This window comes from Acidimicrobiia bacterium (genome assembly GCA_040880805.1).
Lineage (GTDB): Bacteria > Actinomycetota > Acidimicrobiia > IMCC26256 > DASPTH01 > DASPTH01.
This window is the reverse complement of the sequence record JBBDHW010000037.1, coordinates 81424-100540: the sequence shown is the minus strand read 5'-3', so window position 1 is coordinate 100540 and position 19117 is coordinate 81424. Positions and strand designations below refer to the sequence as shown.

The 19117-nt window shown below is 67.8% G+C and carries 17 protein-coding genes; 8 read left to right on the top strand and 9 right to left on the bottom strand.

Going from position 1 to position 19117, the window contains the following annotated elements:
• Nucleotides 1–101 precede the first annotated feature (101 nt).
• Entirely contained in the window at nucleotides 102–416 is a 315-nt protein-coding gene (locus tag WD271_09790) for a hypothetical protein (GenBank protein MEX1008119.1), read from the top strand.
• Between the two features lie 613 nt (nucleotides 417–1029).
• Here WD271_09790 and WD271_09785 read toward each other — a convergent pair.
• Genes WD271_09785 through WD271_09765 form a run of 5 tightly spaced genes read right to left on the bottom strand, consistent with a single transcriptional unit; the run spans nucleotide 1030 to nucleotide 6664 of the window.
• Nucleotides 1030–1869 (bottom strand): SDR family oxidoreductase, encoded by an 840-nt coding sequence (locus WD271_09785; protein MEX1008118.1) that lies wholly within the window; start codon nucleotides 1867–1869, stop codon nucleotides 1030–1032.
• Between the two features lie 10 nt (nucleotides 1870–1879).
• On the bottom strand, nucleotides 1880–2674 hold the full coding sequence (locus tag WD271_09780; GenBank protein MEX1008117.1) for an acyl-CoA thioesterase domain-containing protein: 795 nt from the start codon (nucleotides 2672–2674) through the stop codon (nucleotides 1880–1882).
• Entirely contained in the window at nucleotides 2671–3705 is a 1035-nt protein-coding gene (locus WD271_09775) for an oligopeptide/dipeptide ABC transporter ATP-binding protein (protein ID MEX1008116.1), read from the bottom strand. Before WD271_09775 ends, WD271_09780 begins: the two co-directional genes overlap by 4 nt.
• The gene (locus WD271_09770) at nucleotides 3702–5714 is read right to left on the bottom strand and encodes a dipeptide/oligopeptide/nickel ABC transporter permease/ATP-binding protein (GenBank protein ID MEX1008115.1); all 2013 of its coding nucleotides are present in this window, start codon (nucleotides 5712–5714) and stop codon (nucleotides 3702–3704) included. Before WD271_09770 ends, WD271_09775 begins: the two co-directional genes overlap by 4 nt.
• On the bottom strand, nucleotides 5711–6664 hold the full coding sequence (locus WD271_09765) for an ABC transporter permease (protein MEX1008114.1): 954 nt from the start codon (nucleotides 6662–6664) through the stop codon (nucleotides 5711–5713). Before WD271_09765 ends, WD271_09770 begins: the two co-directional genes overlap by 4 nt.
• Nucleotides 6665–6787: 123 nt before the next feature.
• Between WD271_09765 and WD271_09760 the strand changes: the two genes are divergently transcribed.
• From WD271_09760 to WD271_09750, 3 genes are read left to right on the top strand one after another with little or no spacing between them, the layout of a single operon-like run.
• Nucleotides 6788–7819: a phosphotransferase family protein gene (locus tag WD271_09760; GenBank protein MEX1008113.1), complete on the top strand. Its 1032-nt coding sequence runs from the start codon at nucleotides 6788–6790 to the stop codon at nucleotides 7817–7819.
• Nucleotides 7820–7830: 11 nt separating this feature from the next.
• Entirely contained in the window at nucleotides 7831–8538 is a 708-nt protein-coding gene (locus WD271_09755) for an SDR family oxidoreductase (GenBank protein ID MEX1008112.1), read from the top strand.
• Nucleotides 8535–10019, top strand: a complete 1485-nt coding sequence (locus WD271_09750) for an AMP-binding protein (protein MEX1008111.1) — start codon at nucleotides 8535–8537, stop codon at nucleotides 10017–10019. Before WD271_09755 ends, WD271_09750 begins: the two co-directional genes overlap by 4 nt.
• Here WD271_09750 and WD271_09745 read toward each other — a convergent pair.
• Nucleotides 10002–10964: a hypothetical protein gene (locus WD271_09745; GenBank protein ID MEX1008110.1), complete on the bottom strand. Its 963-nt coding sequence runs from the start codon at nucleotides 10962–10964 to the stop codon at nucleotides 10002–10004. The two genes, WD271_09750 and WD271_09745, sit on opposite strands and share 18 nt — an antisense overlap.
• A gap of 131 nt (nucleotides 10965–11095) precedes the next feature.
• Here WD271_09745 and WD271_09740 point away from each other — a divergent pair, with 131 nt between their 5' ends.
• Nucleotides 11096–11926 carry a hotdog domain-containing protein gene (locus WD271_09740; protein ID MEX1008109.1) on the top strand — a complete coding sequence of 277 codons (831 nt, stop codon included), beginning with the start codon at nucleotides 11096–11098 and terminating at the stop codon, nucleotides 11924–11926.
• On the opposite strand, the gene WD271_09735 is transcribed toward WD271_09740, so the two are convergent.
• The 3 genes from WD271_09735 to WD271_09725 form a co-directional block, all read right to left on the bottom strand.
• Nucleotides 11913–13316: an FAD-binding oxidoreductase gene (locus WD271_09735; GenBank protein MEX1008108.1), complete on the bottom strand. Its 1404-nt coding sequence runs from the start codon at nucleotides 13314–13316 to the stop codon at nucleotides 11913–11915. The genes WD271_09740 and WD271_09735 overlap by 14 nt on opposite strands.
• 54 nt (nucleotides 13317–13370) lie before the next feature.
• The gene (locus tag WD271_09730) at nucleotides 13371–14705 is read right to left on the bottom strand and encodes an acyl-CoA dehydrogenase family protein (GenBank protein ID MEX1008107.1); all 1335 of its coding nucleotides are present in this window, start codon (nucleotides 14703–14705) and stop codon (nucleotides 13371–13373) included.
• An 88-nt stretch (nucleotides 14706–14793) separates the two neighbouring features.
• Nucleotides 14794–15660, bottom strand: a complete 867-nt coding sequence (locus WD271_09725) for a hypothetical protein (protein ID MEX1008106.1) — start codon at nucleotides 15658–15660, stop codon at nucleotides 14794–14796.
• 51 nt (nucleotides 15661–15711) lie between these two features.
• Here WD271_09725 and WD271_09720 point away from each other — a divergent pair, with 51 nt between their 5' ends.
• From WD271_09720 to WD271_09710, 3 genes are read left to right on the top strand one after another with little or no spacing between them, the layout of a single operon-like run.
• Entirely contained in the window at nucleotides 15712–16908 is a 1197-nt protein-coding gene (locus tag WD271_09720; GenBank protein ID MEX1008105.1) for an amidohydrolase family protein, read from the top strand.
• A gap of 34 nt (nucleotides 16909–16942) precedes the next feature.
• Complete coding sequence (locus WD271_09715; protein MEX1008104.1) at nucleotides 16943–18229, top strand: acyl-CoA dehydrogenase family protein; 1287 nt, start codon at nucleotides 16943–16945, stop codon at nucleotides 18227–18229.
• 3 nt (nucleotides 18230–18232) lie between these two features.
• Nucleotides 18233–18979, top strand: coding sequence for an SDR family oxidoreductase (locus WD271_09710; GenBank protein ID MEX1008103.1), 747 nt, complete (start codon nucleotides 18233–18235; stop codon nucleotides 18977–18979).
• Nucleotides 18980–19117 lie beyond the last annotated feature (138 nt).

Genomic DNA, 19117 nt, shown 5'->3' with positions numbered 1-19117 from the left:
TGCGCTCGAGCTGCGATCACGCAGCGACCACGCTGCGAGACCTCTCCCTGACGCTGTGACCGAGGAAACCATCCTCGCACACCACCCCGACAGGAGAAACGATGAGTCTCAACACCATCCTCCAGCACCCGGTCCGCATCGCGGCTGGCGTCGTGACCGCCGGACTCTTGTTCGCGGCCGGAAGCGCGGTGGGCAGCGCTGCCGACACCGAAGCCGTCCACACCGCAGCCGCCCTAACCCACACCGACGCCCCCGTCGCAAGCAACGCCGACGCCGAGATCCTCTGGGACTACCTCGCCACGCTCCCGTCCGCCGAGCGCGACCAGACCATCATCGCCCTCAACCCCAACGTGAGCGGCGCCCTCGAGGCCATCGTCGCAGGCAATGTGGCGGCGTGGATGGCGGCGATGGGTTAGATGACGCGGTAGCCGTACATGTTCAGTGCCCGCCGGAGTGTCGAACCTTGAACGGGCACAGAGAACAGACCATCGTGCAGCAAATAGCCACGACGACGATGGTGCCCTCGATGACCCCAACCGCGCCGACGGTCTCGAGGCGCACCGTCGTTGTGGTCTCCGGAAGTAAGACACGACGTCCGAACCGGAACAACCGAGCGAGGCCGTCATCGCGAACGACGACCGACGACGCGACGACATGACCTTCCGCTGCTCGGCGAACCGAGGTACAGAATCACGCGCCACCGCGCACAGAACGTCGCGCATAGCGCGCCCCAAACCGGTGCGATAAGTGCGGGCGGACTGTGCTTCGTGGGCGTCACCTCAACCTGGCGACCAGGCCACGGAGATTTCGGCAAGCGCTGCCTCGGGTCTGAGGTTTGTCCCATCCGGAGTGCCACGTAGAGGTCGAGCGGGCGAACCGATGCCCCTGTTCGAGGCGGTTGCAGGCGTCGGTCGAGACCGATCGGGAGCGAGCGCCCGCGGGACGGGTATCCCGGCCCGCAGCGAGCGAGCCAATGGTGGCGGCCCGCTGCGAACCTGCGGGCGTCGACCCGCCCGCGGCCCGCGAAGGTCAGTGCGGGTACGGCGTCCCCGGGCCTTCCCAGAGCGGAACCAGCTGGTACTTGTGCGCCAGGTCCGGCAGGAAGACGTGCTTGTGGATCAACCGCTTCGCGTCGGGTGACGTCACCAGCCACACGATCGCGGCGGCACTCGCGTCAGGCGGCGAGACCGGCATGCCCGGGTACTTCTCGAGCATCTCTGCGAACTCGTCGCCGTAGGCCACGAAACCAGGGTCGACCGTGTAGGCGACGATCCCCTGGTTGCCGAGCTCCGCGTTGAGCACTCCCGCGAAGCGATCGATGCCGGCCTTTGCCACCGTGTACCCGAGCGGCCACCCGTTCTCGTTCATCGTACCGGGCGGGTCGTTCAGCACGACGTACGAGCTCATGTTCACGACGGTGCCACCGCCCTGGTCGATCATCGCGGGAAGGAACCGCTGGAGCAGCACGAACGGTGCGAGCACGTCGCCCTCGAAGTGCCGCGCGAAGAGCTCGACCGGCGTCTCCAGGATCAGGCCCGATCCGGGACCCTGGTAGATGCCGATGTTGCACACCAGGTCGACACGCCCGAACTCCTCGAGGGTGGCGTCGGCCGCGGGGGCGAGCGGGTCGCGGTCGAGCAGATGCATCGCGAGCAGCAACGGCCGGCTCCCGGCCACTTCGATCGCGGCGGCGACGGTCTCCAGGCTCCCGGCGAGCGGACGCGCGTCGCCGTGCTCGTGCCAGCGCTTGCCTTCGCCCTCGCGCAGGGTGCGCGCGGTGATCGCGACGTCGTAGCCGGCCCCGGCGAGCGCGATCGCCGTCGACGCGCCGATGCCGCGGCTGGCTCCGGTGACGAACGCAACCGGCATGGCTTCCCTCCTAGCGACGGGACCGCAGGAGCACCTCCTGCGCGATCGAAGCCGCCAAGGTACCCGCGCGGTCGTGGATGGTGCCGATGTACACACCGCGCGCGCCCGCCACCGACACCGGTTGAAGGTCGAGCAGCATCCACTGGTCGACGGGAATCGACCGGTGGAACCACACCGCGTGATCGAGGCTCGGCCCGCCGATGCCGTCGTTCCCCGGCACCGCGCCGAACGCCCATCCCATGTCGGACACATAGGTGAGCACGCACGCGCGCATGACCCGGTCGTCGGGAAGCGTCGAACGAGGGCGCACCCACATCCGACTCGACGCCCACGGGTCCGTGGCACTCGCGACGAGGTATCGCACGTCGAACATCGCGTTGTGCCCGACCCGATCGTGCTCGGGCAGCGACTCGGGCGCATCGACCTCGGGCAGACCGGGCACGTGGTAGTCGATGCCCTCTTCGTCGACGTGGAACGACGCCAGCGCGCTGAAGATCACCTCGCCGTCCTGCAACGCGTTGACATGGCGCGCCGAGAACGAGCCTCCATCCCTATCACGGTCGACCGCCATGATCGTCGGCCGGTCCGGACGCCCACCACGGAGGAAGTAGCCGTGCAACGAGTGGGGGTGCCGGTCGTCGGGCACCGTGTGCGCCGCGGCGCGAAGCGCCTGCGCGGCGACTTGGCCGCCATAGAGGTGGGGCATGAACTGTTCGTCCGGATTCCCGGCCCGGTACAGGTTCGTGTCGAGCTCCTCGAGCGTCAGGAACTCGAGCAATACGTCGGACGGGTCGGTCGCGCTCACGGCGCCTCACCCGCGCGCGTGTTCAAGCTGAGGACCGAATCACCCGCGAGGTGCGGGCCCTCGGTGTGCAAGTGACAGAAGACAGTCGTGCCGTCGGGCGTCTGGAACGCAGGCGGATCGATCGTACGGCACACCTCCATCGCGTGCGGGCAGCGGGTGTGGAAGTGGCACCCCGGAGGCGGCGCGGCCGGAGACGGGATGTCGCCCTCGAGCACGATCCGTTCACGGACGCGCTGGCGCACGGGGTTCGGAATGGGAATCGCGGACAGCAACGCCTCGGTGTAGGGATGTTTCGGCCGGTTGTACACCTCGGCGGCGGCGCCGTGTTCGACGATCCGCCCCAGGTACATCACCGCGATCCGTGTGCTCACGTGCCGAACGAGAGCGAGGTCGTGCGCGATGAAGAGATACGCCAGCCCGAGCTCCGACTGGAGGTCGGCGAGCAGATTGATCACGTCCGCCTGGATCGACACGTCCAGACTGCTCACGGGCTCGTCGAGCACCAGCAGTTTGGGCGACAGTGCGAGCGCGCGCGCAACCGCGACGCGTTGGAGCTGACCGCCGGAAAACTCGCGCGGGTAGCGGTTGCGGTGCTCAGGATTCAGACGCACGGTGCGCAACAGTTCGCCGATCCGTTCGGCGCGCCCCTTGGCATCGAGATCGAGATAGTTGCGCATCGGTTCGGCCAGGCTGTCGGCGATCGTCGCCAGCGGATCGAACGACGAGTACGGGTCCTGGAACACGAGCTGCATGCCGCGGCGCAGCCCACGGATCTTGCGTTCGGGAATGGTGGTGATATCGCTGCCGTCGAATGTGATGGTGCCGGCGGTGGGATCGAGCAGGCGCAAGAGCACCCGCGCCAGCGTCGTCTTCCCCGAGCCCGACTCCCCTACCAACCCGACGGTCACGCCGGCGTCGACACCGAGGTCGACGCCGTCGACCGCGCGCACGTGGCCCACGGTGCGACGGAGCAACCCGCGCTGAATCGGGAAGTGTTTCACCACACCGGAGCCTGCGAGGAGCGCGGTCATTTCGCACCCTCCAGCGCGAGGTCGTCGACACGGATGCAGCGCGCGCGGTGTCCGTCGCTCGCGGCGCGCAGTTCGACCGGCATGCTGGAGCAGTCCGGGATCGCGTAGGGACACCGCGGGTGGAACCGGCAACCGACCGGCATCTCGGTGGGAGCCGGCACGACGCCGGGGATGGCCGCCAGGCGCTCGTTCCCGACCCCGAGTTGCGGAATGGCAGCGAGGAGGCCCTCGGTGTACGGGTGCCGAGGATGTGCGAACAGATCGTCGACCGAAGCCTCCTCCACCACCTGACCCGCGTACATCACCACCACCCGCGAGCAGAGGTCGGCGATCACACCGAGGTCGTGCGTGACGAAGATCACCGCCATGCCGAGCCGGTCCTGGAGTGACCTGAGCAGGTCGAGGATCTGGGCCTGCACCGTCACGTCGAGTGCGGTCGTCGGCTCGTCAGCGATGAGCAGTCGCGGCTCGCCGGAGAGCGCGAGCGCGAGCAGCGCGCGCTGGCGCATACCCCCCGACAGCTGGTGCGGATAGTCCTTGATCCGGCGCTCGGGGTCGGGAATGCCGACCATCTCGAGGAGCTCGAGCGCGCGCGCCCTTGCCTGCCGCTTCTTCATCTTGCGATGCAACCGAATCGTGTCGACGAGCTGGGTACCGATCGTGAACACGGGGTTGAGGCTGGTCATGGGGTCCTGGAACACCATCGCGATCTCGTCGCCGCGCACCTCGCGCATCTCGCGCAGCGTGAGCGACAGCAGGTCGCGGCCGTCGAACAGCACCGAGCCGGAGGTAATGCGACCCGGTGGCGACGGTACGAGACGCATCAGGCCCAACGACGTGACGGTCTTGCCCGATCCCGACTCGCCGACGATGCCGATCATCTCTCGCTCGCGCACGCAGAAGCTGACGCGGTCGACGACCGTCGCCGGCCCGAGCTCGGTGAGGAACTGCACCGACAGTCCGGACACGCTGAGCAGCGCTTCGCCCGGCGCTTCGCCCGGCGCGGGTTCCGACGCGGGCGCCGGCGTCCGACCGTCGGCGACACGTTGGACGGTGGTGAGGCCAAGGCGGCCTTTGATGGCCTGCTTCCCCTTGGGCAATCCGAGGCCGAGCGCGTCGCGAATGCCGTCGCCGAAAGTATTGAACGCGAGGATCGTGAGCGCGAGCGCGATGCTCGGGACGAAGACCTGCCACGGATGCGTGTAGACGAAGCTGCGCCCCTGTTGGATCATGGAGCCCCAGCTCGGCTCACCCGGCGTCGCCCCGAACCCGAGCAGACTCAGACTCGCCTCCGCGATCAGCGCGCCCCCGATCGCGAGTGACACCCCGACGATCAGCGGCGACGCCACGTTCGGGAGCACCCGCTTGCGCCGCACACGGCCCGGCTTCGTACCCATCGAGCGCGAGGCTTCGATAAACGTCTCCTGGCGCACCGCGAGTGTCTGCGCGCGGATGAGCCGCGCGAACCCGGGGATCACCACGATCGCGATCGCGAGTACCGCGTTCTCGAGCCCCGGCCCGAGGACACCGACGACCGCGAGCGCGAGGACCAACGCCGGGAAGCTCGCCAGGCCATCCATGATCCGCATGAGCACGTTGTCGGTGCCGCGGCCGCGGAAGCCCGCGAGCAGCCCGATCGGGATCGCGAACATCAGCGCGACGATCACGATCTCGAAGCCCGAGCTCAGCGAGACCCGCGCGCCGTAGAGGATGCGGCTCAGCGTGTCGCGCCCGAGGCTGTCGGTGCCGAGCGGCGTGTTCCAGCTCGACCCGGAGAACGGGTGCGCCACGGTGAGCTGGTCCGGATCGTGGGGTGCAACGAGCGGAGCGAAGAGCGCCGCGAGGATGAGCACGACCAAGAATGTCAAAGCGATCACTGCGGGCTTGTCGCGCAGGAGCCGGCGGAACGCGCGCCGGAACGGGCTCGGCGTGCGCGTCGCGACGATTGCCTCGTCGAAGGCAAGCCCCGGATCCTGGATCAGCGAGGGATCGCGCGGGACGTCGTTCACGAGACGCGCACCCTGGGATTCAGGAAGCCGTAGCTGATGTCGACGGCGAGGTTCATCACCACGTGGATGATCACGAACGTGAGCGTGACCGCCTGGATCACGGGAACGTCGGGCGCGCTCAGCGCGCGGAGCAGGTAGGTACCGAGACCGGGGATCGAGAAGATCTGCTCGATGATGACCACCCCGCCGAGCAACCCGCTCAGCTGCAGCCCCAAGACCGTCACCGCGGGAATGGCGGCGTTCTTGAACGCGTACTTCACGACGGTCCTGCCCGTGCCCGTTCCCACTGAGAGCGCCGTTCGCACGTAGTTCGACTGGAGGACGTCGATGATCGCGGCGCGCACTTGCCGCGCGACCGACGCGCCTGCGAACAGGCCGATGGAGAGCGCGGGCAGCGTGATCGACCGCAGCCACTCCCACGGATCCTCGCTGAAGGGTGTGTAGCCGAGCGCCGGGAACCAGTCACGATCCAGCGCGAACGCCGTGATCAGGAACAGGGCGACGACGAAGCTGGGGATCGCGAGGCCGATGCTCGTCCCGGTGACGCTCGCCCGGTCGACGGGGGCACCGGGGCGCATCCCGGAGAGAATCCCGAGTGGGATCCCGATGAGCACGCTCACGAACAGGCCGGCGAGGGCGATCGAGAAGGTCACGGGAAGGCGGGCCGCGATCTCCTCGGCGATGGTCGGCCCCGACTGGTTCAGCAGCGACGAGCCGAAGTCGAGTTGCACCGCGTCCCGGAGCCAGTCGCCGTAGCGCTCGAGGACCGGGCGGTCGAGGCCGAGCTGGGTGCGGACCTCGGCAACTCTCTCGGGTGTGGCATCCGCTCCGCCCGCGAGCGTGGTGGCCGCGTCGCCGGGAACGAGCTCGCTGAGCATGAACACGACGAAGGAGACGATCAGGAGAACCGGGATGAGGCTGACGAGACGCCGGACGATGAGGGCGAGCATGAAGCGCACACCCTCGCGCATCTCGTGGCGCAGCAGCTCGCGGTGACGTTTCTGACCAACCCGGCGATTGAAGGCAGAATGTCCCGGCCCGACCGGACGAGAGCGATTGAAAGGGAACGACCAATGCCCGGTGAAGTCGACCTCAACCAGCTGGCAGCTCGCGCGACCGCGGCCGCGCAGAGCTGGGCGCCCGGCTGCACGATCGACGACGTCCAGCCACTCACCGGCGGTGCGTCGAGCCTGACGTTCACCGCGCACGTCGCAAGCGGACCGCCCGAAACCGAGCGCATCGTGCTGAAGGTCGCCCCGCCCGGTCTCCTGCCGGTACGCAACCGCGACGTAGCACGCCAGGCCCGGCTGATGCGTGCGCTCGACGGCGCCCCCGGCGTGCGCGTGCCGTCCATCTTCTTCGAGGACGACGGTGATCCTCCCGAAGTCTCTCCATTCCACGCGATGAACGTGGTCGCGGGCGAATGCCTCGAACCGCTGCTGCAGGCACCATCACCCGACGTGATGCCCCTGATCCCGGATCGGGCCTTTGCCGCCGCCGCGATGCTGGCCGCGTTGCACCAAGTCGATCCGCGGAAGGTGGGCCTCGCGGCCGAGAAGGAGACGACGCTCACCGACGAGATCAAGCGGTGGACACACGCGTTCGAGACCGTCGACGAGGAGATGAGCGCGCGCTATCTCGAGGCGCAGGAACTGCTGTTCGCGACGATGCCCGCAGCACTTCCGCCGCGCATCTGTCACGGCGACTACCGACTCGGCAACATGCTCTGCGACGGCGCCGCGGTGAGCGCGCTCATCGACTGGGAGATCTGGTCGCTCTCCGACCCGCGCCTCGACCTCGCGTGGTTCCTGTTCTTCACCGACGAGGCGAAGCACCCGATGGCGAGTAACCCGGGGCCAACCGGGATGCCCACCGCCGACGCGCTGTTCGCCGCGTACGTAGAAGCCTCGGGCGCGGAACCCACCGACCTCGAGTGGTTCCACTGCCTGATCCGCTACAAGGAGGCGGCGGCCACGTCGTTGCTCATGAAGCGCATGCGCAAGGCGAGTGGCAACGCGCCGACGGCGGGAAGCTGGCCGACCGCGATCCCGGCCCTCACCGCTGAATGCATCGAACGTCTCCAGAAGTTCGAGCCGAGCCGTTGACGGTTGCACGCATGGGTCGACTCGACGGGCACGTCGCCCTGATCACGGGTTCCACGCGCGGTATCGGCCGCGCGACGGCAGCCTTGTTCGCCGCCGAAGGCGCGCGGGTGGTCGTGAACGGGCGCGACGATGCCGCCAGTGCCGCGGCGGCGGCCGAGCTGCCGAACGCGATAGGTATCGGGGCCGACGTCTCCGACCTGCAATCCGTCCGTGCGCTGTGTGCGCGCGCACAAGAAGAGGTGGGCACGATCGACGTGCTGATGAACAACGCGGGCATCTCCACCCGCAGTGCGATCACGCGGCTCACCGATGACGAATGGGAGCGAAACCTCGCGGTGAACCTCACCGGCCCCATGTACGCGATCCGCGAGCTCGTGCCGGGCATGAAGCAGGCAGGTTGGGGGCGGGTCCTGAACGTCACGTCGGGGGCCGGCACGCACGGCGTGCCGGGCTTCTCCGCGTACGGTGCCGCCAAGGGCGGCGTTGTCGGACTCACGCTGACCCTGGCGCGAGAGCTCGAAGCGTTCGGGATCAAGGTCAACGCACTCTCGCCGGGCGCGCTCACCGACATGCTGCGCCAACTGCCGCCGGAACTGCTCGACCCGCTCGTGGAACGCGGACTCCCGACGGTGGAGGATTGTGCCGAGGAGGCGTTGCGATTGGTCGTCGACGATGCCCCGAACGGTCAAGTCGTACACGTGGGAGCAGATGCTGCATGACCGAATCGGTCTCGTACGGACACCGGCTCACCCTGCTGGCAGAGGAGCACCCCGACGACGTCGCGGTGGTCTTCGCCGCAGAAGACGGCACCGAGACGCCGATCTCCTGGGCAGAGCTCGAGCGCCGCGGCAACCAGATGGCGCACTACTTCGAAGGACGCGGCGTCGACCAGGGCGACATGATCGTCGTCGCCCTGCGCAACTCCCCCGAACACCTGTTCTCGGTGTTCGGCGCGTGGAAGCTCGGCGTGTCGGTGCTGCCGTTGCGGTGGGACCTACCCGAGTGGGAGCGTGACCGGCTGCTGGCGGTGGCGGACGCCAAGTTGGTGGTCGCGGCGTGGGACAACCCAGCGCCGGACACCGTGTCCGCCGACGACATCGGGAACACGACGGATCTGCCCACCACGGCGCTCTACCCGGATCGAGTCCCGGAGTACACGCGCCTGATCGCGACGTCGGGCGCGACCGGTACCCCCAAGATCGTGGCGACGCCGTCACCCGGGGTCATGGCCGCCGACGAGCAGATGTTGCAGGTGATGGGCAGCACCTCCGGGAAGACGTATCTCACGACCTCGCCGCTCTACCACGTGAACGGATGGGCGTACGCCTACAACCCGCTGCTCCAGGATTGCCCGATCGTCTTGATGGAGCGATTCGACGCGGCGCGCGCCGTCGACCTGATCGAGCGCTACCGCGTGGTATTCACCGTGATGGTGCCGACGATGTTGATGCGCGTCGCGCGACTCGAAGGCGTGAAGTCGCGCGACTTCAGCAGCCTCGAGCGCATCGTGTACGGCGGCGCGTCGATCGCGGAGTGGGTCCCGCGCGCGTGGTTCGAGCTCATCCCGCCCGAGAGGTTCTGCTTCAGCTACGGCGGCAGTGAGGGCCACGGTTTGGTGATGTGCACCGGCGACCAGTGGCTCGAGCACCCCGGCACCGTCGGCCTGCCGCTCAACGGAGAGGTGAAGATCCTCGACGAGCAGGGCGACGAGGTCCCCACTGGTGAGATCGGCGAGATCTTCATCCGCACTCACAACGCGGGGCCGCGATACCAGTACATCGGCGTTCCCACACCCGAGGGAACGCCGGACGGGTTCGGGTCGTTCGGCGACATGGGCTACGTCGACGAGGATGGTTTCGTGTACATCGCCGACCGGCGGCGCGACATGATCGTCTCCGGCGGCGCGAACGTGTACCCGGCCGAGGTCGAAGCAGTGATCACCGAACACGAGGGCGTGCTCGACGTCGTGGTCGTCGGCCTCCCCGATCCCGAGTGGGGACATCGGGTGCACGCGATCGTGCAGCCCACCGATCCCGAGCGCGCACCCGACCCAGAAGAGCTCCGCGAGCACTGCAAGTCGCGGCTCTCGGCATACAAGGTGCCGAAGGACTTCGAGATCGTCGAGCGCATCCCGCGGTCGGCGGCAGGGAAGGTCAACCGATCCGCGCTCGTTGACGAACGGTCAGGCAAGCTCTCCTAGTCGGCCGCGGAGCGAACTGAGCAGCGAATCGAAGTCGCGTGTCCATGCTCCCGCGCCGGATTCGTCGTGCAGCGTCGCGAACGCTCCGCGGCGGTCGCCGAGGATGACGACCTCGTCGAGACCGTCGGGTCCCGCGACGACGCGCTCCCAAGGCGTGTCCGCGGCCTGGAAGCGCATGTCGCCCGTCGTGCGCGCCCGACCGTCGAGGGTGTACGACCCGGCGACGATTAGCCGGAAACCTTCGGTGCCGAACGTGCACGCGGGCGCGGCGATTTGAGCGGCGGGCGTGCGCAACAACAGCACGACCGGTCCGAGGTCGGGCAGCCCGAGGAGCGCGGCCGCGACCTTCGACGCGCCGAGCGTGTCCCAGGTTTCGGCGTCGCGGAACGAGCCGTCGATGTGTCCGAGCTTGCTCAACGGGGTCGTGAGGTTGGTGACCATGCCCACAACGCCACCGTCGTCGTCGTCGAGGAGTTCGGGTAGCAGGTCGCCGTAACGCTCTTGCGAGGCGGGCGCGGCCGCGCGGTACTGCGCGCGGATGTCTGGGTTCGTCGGGCGCACGAGATGACCGCGCCGGTCGGCGAAGAAGATGATGCGCCAGTTGCCGTCGACGTGCGGGGCATCGCCGTCCTGCCCGTACGGACGGCCCGACTGTTGTAGCCGGAACTCTCCGTGGCGATAACGCTCCTGTCCGACGATGAGCTCGCCCTTCATGCAGATGCGGAAGTTGTCGCACGAGTGACTGTGCGCCGGCGCGAGATCGGGTGGCCCCGCGAGCTGTTCGGGCGTGGACGGCGCGTCGTAGAACAGGCCGAGGAGCGGGCCCGCGACCGCATCACCCATGCCGAACATCAGCGGTCGCCCGGAGCGGTCGCTCAGTGGCGGTTCGCGAAACGACAGGTCGACCGTGTTCGCGTCGAGATCGATACCCAGTGCAGCAAGCATGGTGGGAAGCGTACGACCACGAGCCGAGCGTCTGCGCCGTAGGTACCCTGCGGCGCAGCGAGGCGTGGCCCTGCGGCCGGGCAGCGAAGCTGCCGAGAGCGATATTCGGAGCCGGGTAGCGTGCCACCTTCATGCAGGGATCCGGCATGCAGATGAATCCGGCGACGCACTTCACCGGCGAACTCGGCTTCAGTCACGAGCTCGAGGAAGGAGTGGGGCGCGGACGGGGATGGAACATTCCCGAGCTGTGCGTGCCGGGCACCGACTTCCCGCACATCGCGGTGATGCTCACGCTGTCCGACATCGTCACCGGAATCCTCGCCGGGATCGCGACTGCACCGCAGGTCGCAGTCACCGTCGACTTCCGAGTCAGGATCCTGCGCGCGCCGCCGCTCGGCCGCTACGAGATGGACGGACGCATCCTCAGGACGGGCCGCACGCTCACCGTCGGCGAGACGATCTTCGTCGTTCCCGGGGAAGACACCGCGTTCGCGGTCGCGGTGGGCTCGTTCATCGCGTCGCCCCGACCGGTCGACGTCCGGCCCGAGGGGTTCGGGGCGGGGGCCGTTCGCCGGGGCGAGCCCACGCTGGCGGTCCCGTTCACCGAGCGCGTCGGGCTCCGGATGCTCGAGCCCGGCATCGGCGAGGCGTACCTCCGAGGCGATCTGACGAACTCGACCGGCACGATCCAGGGAGGCGTGCTCGCGCTCCTGGGCGAGATGGCCGCGCAGACGCTCGTGTCAGCTGAAACCGGGCGAACGTTCGTCGTCGACGACCTCGACATCCGCTATCTGCGCGCCGCGCGCGTCGGGCCCGCGCGTTCGACCACGCAGTTGCTCCAACTCGACGACGATCGCGCGACGGTCGCGGTCGAAATCCACGACCAGGGCAGCGGCGACCGTCACGTTGCGCAGGTGATCGCCCAGTGCCGAGCACTGAACGACGGAATCAGTCGGGCTTGATGTTCTGGTTGAGCCTGAAGAAGTTCGTCGGGTCGTACTTGCGCTTGAGGGCCTTCAGCCGGTCGTACTTGTCGGCGCCGTACGCCTGCCGGACCCGCTCCTCGCCCTCTTCCATGAGGAAGTTCACGTAGACGCTGGTGTGGTGGGGTGCGAGAGCGGACCAGTAGTCGCGAGCCCACTGGCGCTCGTTCTCGAAGCCATCAGCGGTTTCGCTGTTGCCGTTGATGTTGAAGGTGAACCCCGCGTGGCGCCCATTGAACGCGGTCGCGCCCTCGCCGACGCGTGCAACCGCTCCGCCCATCTGCCACAGGGCGACGCTGCTGACCGGCGACGTAATGCCCCTGCCGTGCTCGACGACGATGTCGATGACGTCGTCGTCGAGCTCTGCGACGTCACAGGATCGGACGTAGTACCACCAGCCGTGCCGGAACGACGGATCGAACATCTGCTGGTGGGCCAGGTAGGGCTTCGGCTGGCAGAGGTCGAGCACGGGTGATCCGAACTCCTTGAGCGGCCGCACGACCCGCTCGCCATCCTCGATCGGACCCGCGTAACAGGCGACGACCGCCACGACGAGCTTGCCGACCAGGTCGGGAGGGACGACGGGCAGCGCCGGCGCCCTCCGCTGCACGACGATCGTCATGAGCTCGTCGGGGCAGTCTGTGATCCAGTCGCGGTAGAAGCGCAGCACGTCCGGGGCGTCTTCCACCGGCCAGAAGACCGGGCCCGCCACGACGTAGGGGCCCAACGGATTCAGCCGGAACTCGAAGTCGGTGACGATGCCGAAGTTCCCGCCGCCGCCCCGCACTCCCCAGAAGAGGTCCGCGTTGTGGTCCTCGCTGGCCTTCACGAACTCGCCGTCGGCGGTGATCACGTCCACGGACTGCAGCTGATCGATCGTGAGCCCGTACTTCCGCATGATCCACCCGATACCACCGCCGAGCGTGAGGCCCGCCATGCCGGTGTGGGTGACGATCCCCGACGGGACCGCGAGCCCGAACGTCTGCGTCTCACGATCGAGCTCGCCGAGCAGCACGCCGGCCTGCGCGCGCACCGTCCCCGCCTCGGGATCCACCCGGATTCCCTTCATCGGCCCGAGGTCGATGACCATGCCGTCGTCGCACACCGAGAGACCGGGAAAGCTGTGACCGCCCCCGCGTACGGCAACGACGAGCCCGTGCTCGCGCGCGAACCGGACGGCGTGACGGACATCGGCGACGCCGGCGCATCGGGCGATGAGCCCGGGACGTCGATCGATGGAGCCGTTCCACACCTTGCGGTGCTCGTCGTAACCACCATCACCCGGGCGGACGAGCTCACCCCGAAACGATGCCTGCAGCTCATCGACAGCACCGCGGTCGATCAGGGTGCCCTCAGCCACTGAACTCATCGACCCACCTCGCTCATTGCGGCGCACCGACCGACGGGGGACCCTATAGCAGAGCTACACGTTCGCGGTGAGCTCGAGGTACTCCTCGAAGCGCTTGACGGCCGCGTCGTTCGCCTGCCCCTGTTCCACCAGCGCATGCAGCTCGTCGCGATCGGAAGGATCGAGGCGATGCTCCACGATCTTGTCGAACTCGCGCCGGCTCTCGAGGAGACGGCGCGGCCGGAACATGGTGGGCCAGTTGTCGGGCGACGGCCTGTGCTCCTTCATCACCTGCCGCGCCACTGTCACGAGGTGCACCTCGGTGGGACCGTCGACCGTAGCCATGATCTCGCCGTTGCCGCCGAGGGACATCAGGTTCGACACTCCGAGCGCGCCGTGCAAGTGCGTCGCGCGCGAGCCGATGTCGGACATGATCTGCGACGCCCGCACCTTGCACGCCGACACGTAGTGACGCACCTGACGTGCGTTCGTGTTGTCGATGAGCCACGCGGTGTAGAGCACGAGCAGGCGGAACTCCTGGAGTTGGATCCACGACTCGGCGATCTGCTCCTGCACCATCTGCTTGTTCGCCAGCGCTTCACCCTTGGTGTGGCGGCTCAGCGCGCGCTCGCACATCATCTCGAAGTAGTGCTGGCACGTCGCGACCGTGCGCATCGCGTGGTGGATGCGTCCACCACCCAAGCGACGCTGCGCCACCTCGAACGCCTTCCCCTCGCCGCCGAGCACGTTCTCATAGGGGACGCGTACATTCTCGTACCGGACGTGCGCGTGCATTCCTCCGCCGAACGTCTGACCGAGGTGCCCGATGTCCTGCAGCACCCGGATGCCGGGCGTGTCGGACGGCACGAGGATCATCGACATGCCCTGGTACGGGTCCACGTCGGGGTTGGTCACGCACATCACGATGATGAACGAAGCCGTCCGTAGGTTCGACGAGAAGAACTTGTCGCCGTTGATGACCCACTCGTCGCCGTCGCGCTCGGCGCGGCACTTGAACTGCGTCGGGTCGGACCCGCCGTGCGGCTCGGTCATCGAGTAGCAGGAGAACACCTCGCCGTCGAGCAGCGGCTGGAGCCACTTCTCCTTCTGCTCGGGGGTGCCGTACGCCGCAATGATCTCGGCGTTGCCGGTGTCGGGAGCGGCACAACCGAAGATGATCGGCGCCCACATCGACCGGCCGAGCAGCTCGTTCATCAGCGCGAGCTTCAACTGGCCGTAGCCCTGCCCGCCGAGGTCGGGGTCGAGGTGACACGCCCAGAGATCCTGGTCACGCACCTCCTGCTTGAGCTGGTTGATCAGCGTGCGCAGCCCGCCGGTCGGGCTCTCGAACACGTTGACGTCGAGCACCTGGTCGAGTGGCTCGATCTCGTTGCGGATGAACTCGTCCATCCAGTCGAGCTTCTTCTGGAATTCGGGTTCGGTCTCGAAGTCCCACACGGTGACGCTCCCAAACAGTCGTTGGTCGTTGGGGTGCAGGCTACGAACTCGGGCGGAGCACCGCCAACGCGGAGGCGATCACGCGGTTCCCGTTGCCTTCGTCGCGCAACGTCATCCGGCACGCGAAACGGTCGAGACCGTCGTGGACCACATCACCGCCCAAGAAGTCACCGCTGGTGACGAACGGACCCACGGTGCCACGCGCGACGAACATCACCGACCAGTCTTCGATCTGGAGCGCGTCGGTGCCGGCCGCGGCCTCGGCCAGCTCCATGGCGGCGGCCTCGAGCACCACCTGCGTCGCGCCATGGTGCAGAGATCCCGACGTGGACCCGAGCCTGGCGTCGAGCTCGGGAAGCGCCCATCCCCCTTCCGCCCGCCGCCGCGCACCGAATGCTTCGTGCAGCGGAGGAAGCTCCGGAGAATCGGGTACACCGGGCCCAGGGTCGACGTACTCGTAACCCGCGGGCGCGGCCGCGAGCTTCACGCCCATCCCGCGCGTGACGGCGACGATCCGATCCGGCCGTGCCGCGTCGCGGATCTCCGCGTCGCCGAAGCCCATCGTGCGGCCGTCGTGGATGCGCGAGCTGCGGACACGGATCTCGGTGACGTCGTGACCGGGATCGAGCACGTGCACCGAGCTGATCACCGGCGCGGGCACCGAGACCGCGTCGCCCGTCACGCCGGCCGCGTCGGCGATCGCGATCGACAGGGGCGAGGCCATCAGGCCGCCCGCGGCGTTGCGCATGTCGCGGCGAATGACCATCGCGCCCTCGACCGTGCCGTCGCTCCCGATGGTGGACCGGCTGCCGAGGTAGCGGTACGTCATCAAGCCGTCCGGCCCCATCACGCTCTTGAAGCGGTCCCAGAACTCGTCGACCGGAGCGTGTTGGAGGTCCTCGACCACGGCGCGCGACACTAGGCACCGGACCTGGCGATCGCCACAGGAGGCCGTCCCATGGACTTCAAGCTCTTCGATGCCGACAACCACTACTACGAGGCCGAGGACGCCTTTACCCGGTATGGCGACGAGCGCGTGAAGCGATACGTGCGGTGGGTGTCCGAAGGCAAGCGACGTCACATCATGTTCGGGGACCGCGTGAGCACCGGGGTGCCCAACCCCACGTTCAACCCGATCGCGCGGCCGGGCGCGTTCCATGAGCGGCTGAAGGAGCTTCAAGAGGCCACGGGCGAACGCAACATCAGCGGATTCGACACCCGTCGGTATGGCGAGCTCGGGCCACTCCCCGAGGAGTACCAACACCGCGACGCTCGCCTCGCGGTGATGGACGAGCAGGGCGTCGAGAAGAACTTCCTCTTCCCCACGCTCGGCGACTGCGTCGAGCACTACATGGCGGACGACCCGGTGATGGCGTACGACGTGTTCCACGCCTTCAACCAGTGGCTCGACGAAGACTGGAGCTACAACTACCACGACCGCCTCTACGCGCCGCCCTACATCCCGATGCTCGATCCCGAGCTCGCAGCCAAGGAGCTCGACTTCGTGCTCGAGAAGGGCGCGAAGGTGGTATCGATCCGACCCGGTCCGGCCGCCGGCCGCTCACCCGCCGATCCGGTGTGGGACCCGTTCTGGTCACGTATGAACGAGAGCGGCACCCTCGCCGCGTACCACGCGTTCGGTGGACCCACCGTGTACGGCGACGCGTTCGAGGAGATGTGGGGCCGCACGCCGGTCACCGACCGCATGTACCAGGCCATGCTCTCGGCGGCGCTGGTCGCCGACCGCGGCATCCTCGACACCACGATGGCCCTTGTCCTCGGCAACCTGTTCGGCCGCTATCCGAACGTCCGCGTCGCGAGCATCGAGATGGGTTGTAAGTGGGTGCCGTACGCGCTGGAGACGCTCGACCACGCCGGTGGCATGCTCGAGCGCCGCATCGAAGCCTTCGGCGCCAAGCTCGACGACCGTCCTTCCGACGTGTTCAAGGAGAAGGTGTACGTGTCGCCGTTCCCCGAGGAAGACGTCGTCGGCCTCACCGAGCTCATCGGTGTCGACCACGTACTGTTCGGGTCCGACTGGCCGCACCCGGAGGGCAACATCGCGCCCGGTGACTACGTCGAGTGCATCCAGAAGCTGAGCGAGGCCGACATCAAGAAGATCATGCGCGACAACGCACTCTCGCTCTTGCCGTAACCGCAAACGCACCGCGAACTGTCAGGGGGACGCAATGGCCTGGGACTTCTCGACCGATCTCGAATTCCAGGAGAAGCTCGACTGGGTCGAACAATTCTGCCGTGAGCAGATCGAGCCGCTGACGCTCGCGTTCCCCGCCGCCGGTTGGCCGATCGGCCGTCCGCCGTCGGTTGAACGCCTCGTGGACGGGCTCAAGAATCAGGTGAAGGAGCAGGGCCTCTGGGGCATCTTCCTCGACAAGGACATCGGTGGCCCCGGCTTCGGTCAGCTCAAGCTCGCGCTCCTCAACGAGATCCTCGGCGCGTACGGCGCGGCGCCGGCGATCTTCGGCTGCCAGGCTCCCGACACCGGAAACATGGAGATCCTCGCCACGTACGGCACCGAGCAGCAGAAGAAGAAGTACCTCGAGCCGCTGTTCGCCCAGACGATGCGCTCGTGCTACTCGATGACCGAGCCGCAGGGCGGCTCCGACCCTCGCGCGTTCGTCACGCACGCTGAGCGCGACGGCGACGAGTGGGTCATCAACGGCGAGAAGTGGTTCAGCAGCTACGGCAAATTCGCGGACATCCTCATCGTGATGTGCAACAACGGGATGTTCATCGTCGAGCAGGGAACTCCGGGCATCGAGTTCCTCGAGGGCGCGGGCATCCACGCGCACATCCGGTACAACGACGTCCGGATCCCCGCCGAGAACCTGCTCGGCCCGGAGGGCGGCGCGCACCAGGTCGCGCAACGGCGCCTCGGCGGTGGTCGCATCCACCACGCCATGCGCACCGTGGCCACCGTGAAGAAGGCGTTCGACATGATGTGCGAGCGCGTGATCTCACGCCAGTCGCACGGCAAGGTCATCTCCGAGCACCAGAGCGTGCAGAACTACATCGCCGACTCGTACGCCGACTACCAGATGCTCCGGCTCCTCGTGTTGCAGACAGCGTGGAAGATCGACAACTCGAGCGCGCAGGAGGCACGCACCGACATCGCGGCGTGCAAGTTCACTGCCGCCAAGGTGGTGCGCGAGGTCGTCTGGAGGGCACAGCACGTGCACGGCGCGCTCGGCGTCACCGACCTCACTCCCCTTCAGGGCATGTGGAACACGGCGCCGATGATGAGCATCATGGACGGCCCCGACGAGGTGCACCGTGTGACCGTGTCGAAGAACATCCTCGCCGGCTACACCCCGCACGAAGGACTGTTTCCCACCGAGTACATCCCGCGGAAGCGGCGGGAGGCGCGCGAGAAGTATCAACCGATGATCGACGCCGACCCCGAGCTCAAGGAGTACGTCGAACAGATGGACCGCTACGCCAGTCGGCGGGGCTGACCGATGGGCAGCCTCGACGGACGTCGCATCGTCCTCACCGGCGGCGCGAGCGGGATGGGCGCGGCTTCGGTGCGTTCGTTCGCCCGCGAGGGCGCCCGCGTGTTCTCGATGGACATCAGCGGCGACGTCGGAGCCGGCGTAGCCGCGGAGGCGGCCGAACTCGGCGGCGACGTCCTCTTCGAGCAGTGCGACGTGTCTTCGCCGCAGCTCGACGACGTGATGGAGCGCGGCATCGAGTGGCTCGGAGGCCTCGACGTGCTCGCCAACGTCGCCGGCATCGAGCGGGGGGCGACGCCCCAGGACGTCACCGAGGAGCAGTTCGAGGAGATCCTCGAGCCCAACCTGTGGGCGACGATCCGCACCAACCAGATCGCGTGCCCGCACATGCAGAAGGCGGGCGGCGGGCGGATCATCAACTACGCGTCCGACGCGGGCATCGGTGGGATGCCGATGGCACCCGCGTACTCGGTGTCGAAGGGCGGCGTGCTCGGGTGGTCGCGCTCGATCGCGCGGGAGTGGGGTCGGTACAACATCACCGTCGTCTCGATGTGCCCCGCGATCTGGACTCCGATGTACGAGGAGTACCGGCGCCGCGAACCGGCGGAGATCGTCGCGCTCTCCGACCGGATGCTCGAGGGCACCGACGCCGATCGCGACATGGGCCCGGTGATGGCGTTCCTCGCCTCCACGGGTGCGGGTGCGATCTCGGGGCAGTACATCCAGGTCGGCAAGATCAACGTCGCGTTCTAGAAACGGAGGTACTCGTGGCAACGCTCGAGGGAATGCGCATCGCGGTGGTCGACGCCGACGGCCCGCTCGGGGCGCCGGCCGTCGCCGCGTTGCAGGCTGCGGGCGCAGCAGTCGCGCCAGTTGCGGTCGCCGCCGACG

Bases quoted from the DNA above. Each gene is read 5' to 3' on its own strand.
- WD271_09765 (MEX1008114.1), bottom strand. From the start codon at position 6,664: ATGCTCGCCCTCATCGTCCGGCGTCTCGTCAGCCTCATCCCGGTTCTC.
- WD271_09735 (MEX1008108.1), bottom strand. From the start codon at position 13,316: ATGAGTTCAGTGGCTGAGGGCACCCTGATCGACCGCGGTGCTGTCGAT.
- WD271_09710 (MEX1008103.1), top strand. From the start codon at position 18,233: ATGGGCAGCCTCGACGGACGTCGCATCGTCCTCACCGGCGGCGCGAGC.
- WD271_09730 (MEX1008107.1), bottom strand. From the start codon at position 14,705: ATGGACGAGTTCATCCGCAACGAGATCGAGCCACTCGACCAGGTGCTC.
- WD271_09720 (MEX1008105.1), top strand. From the start codon at position 15,712: ATGGACTTCAAGCTCTTCGATGCCGACAACCACTACTACGAGGCCGAG.
- WD271_09715 (MEX1008104.1), top strand. From the start codon at position 16,943: ATGGCCTGGGACTTCTCGACCGATCTCGAATTCCAGGAGAAGCTCGAC.
- WD271_09755 (MEX1008112.1), top strand. From the start codon at position 7,831: ATGGGTCGACTCGACGGGCACGTCGCCCTGATCACGGGTTCCACGCGC.
- WD271_09785 (MEX1008118.1), bottom strand. From the start codon at position 1,869: ATGCCGGTTGCGTTCGTCACCGGAGCCAGCCGCGGCATCGGCGCGTCG.
- WD271_09740 (MEX1008109.1), top strand. From the start codon at position 11,096: ATGCAGGGATCCGGCATGCAGATGAATCCGGCGACGCACTTCACCGGC.
- WD271_09745 (MEX1008110.1), bottom strand. From the start codon at position 10,964: ATGCTTGCTGCACTGGGTATCGATCTCGACGCGAACACGGTCGACCTG.
- WD271_09750 (MEX1008111.1), top strand. From the start codon at position 8,535: ATGACCGAATCGGTCTCGTACGGACACCGGCTCACCCTGCTGGCAGAG.
- WD271_09760 (MEX1008113.1), top strand. From the start codon at position 6,788: ATGCCCGGTGAAGTCGACCTCAACCAGCTGGCAGCTCGCGCGACCGCG.
- WD271_09775 (MEX1008116.1), bottom strand. From the start codon at position 3,705: ATGACCGCGCTCCTCGCAGGCTCCGGTGTGGTGAAACACTTCCCGATT.
- WD271_09790 (MEX1008119.1), top strand. From the start codon at position 102: ATGAGTCTCAACACCATCCTCCAGCACCCGGTCCGCATCGCGGCTGGC.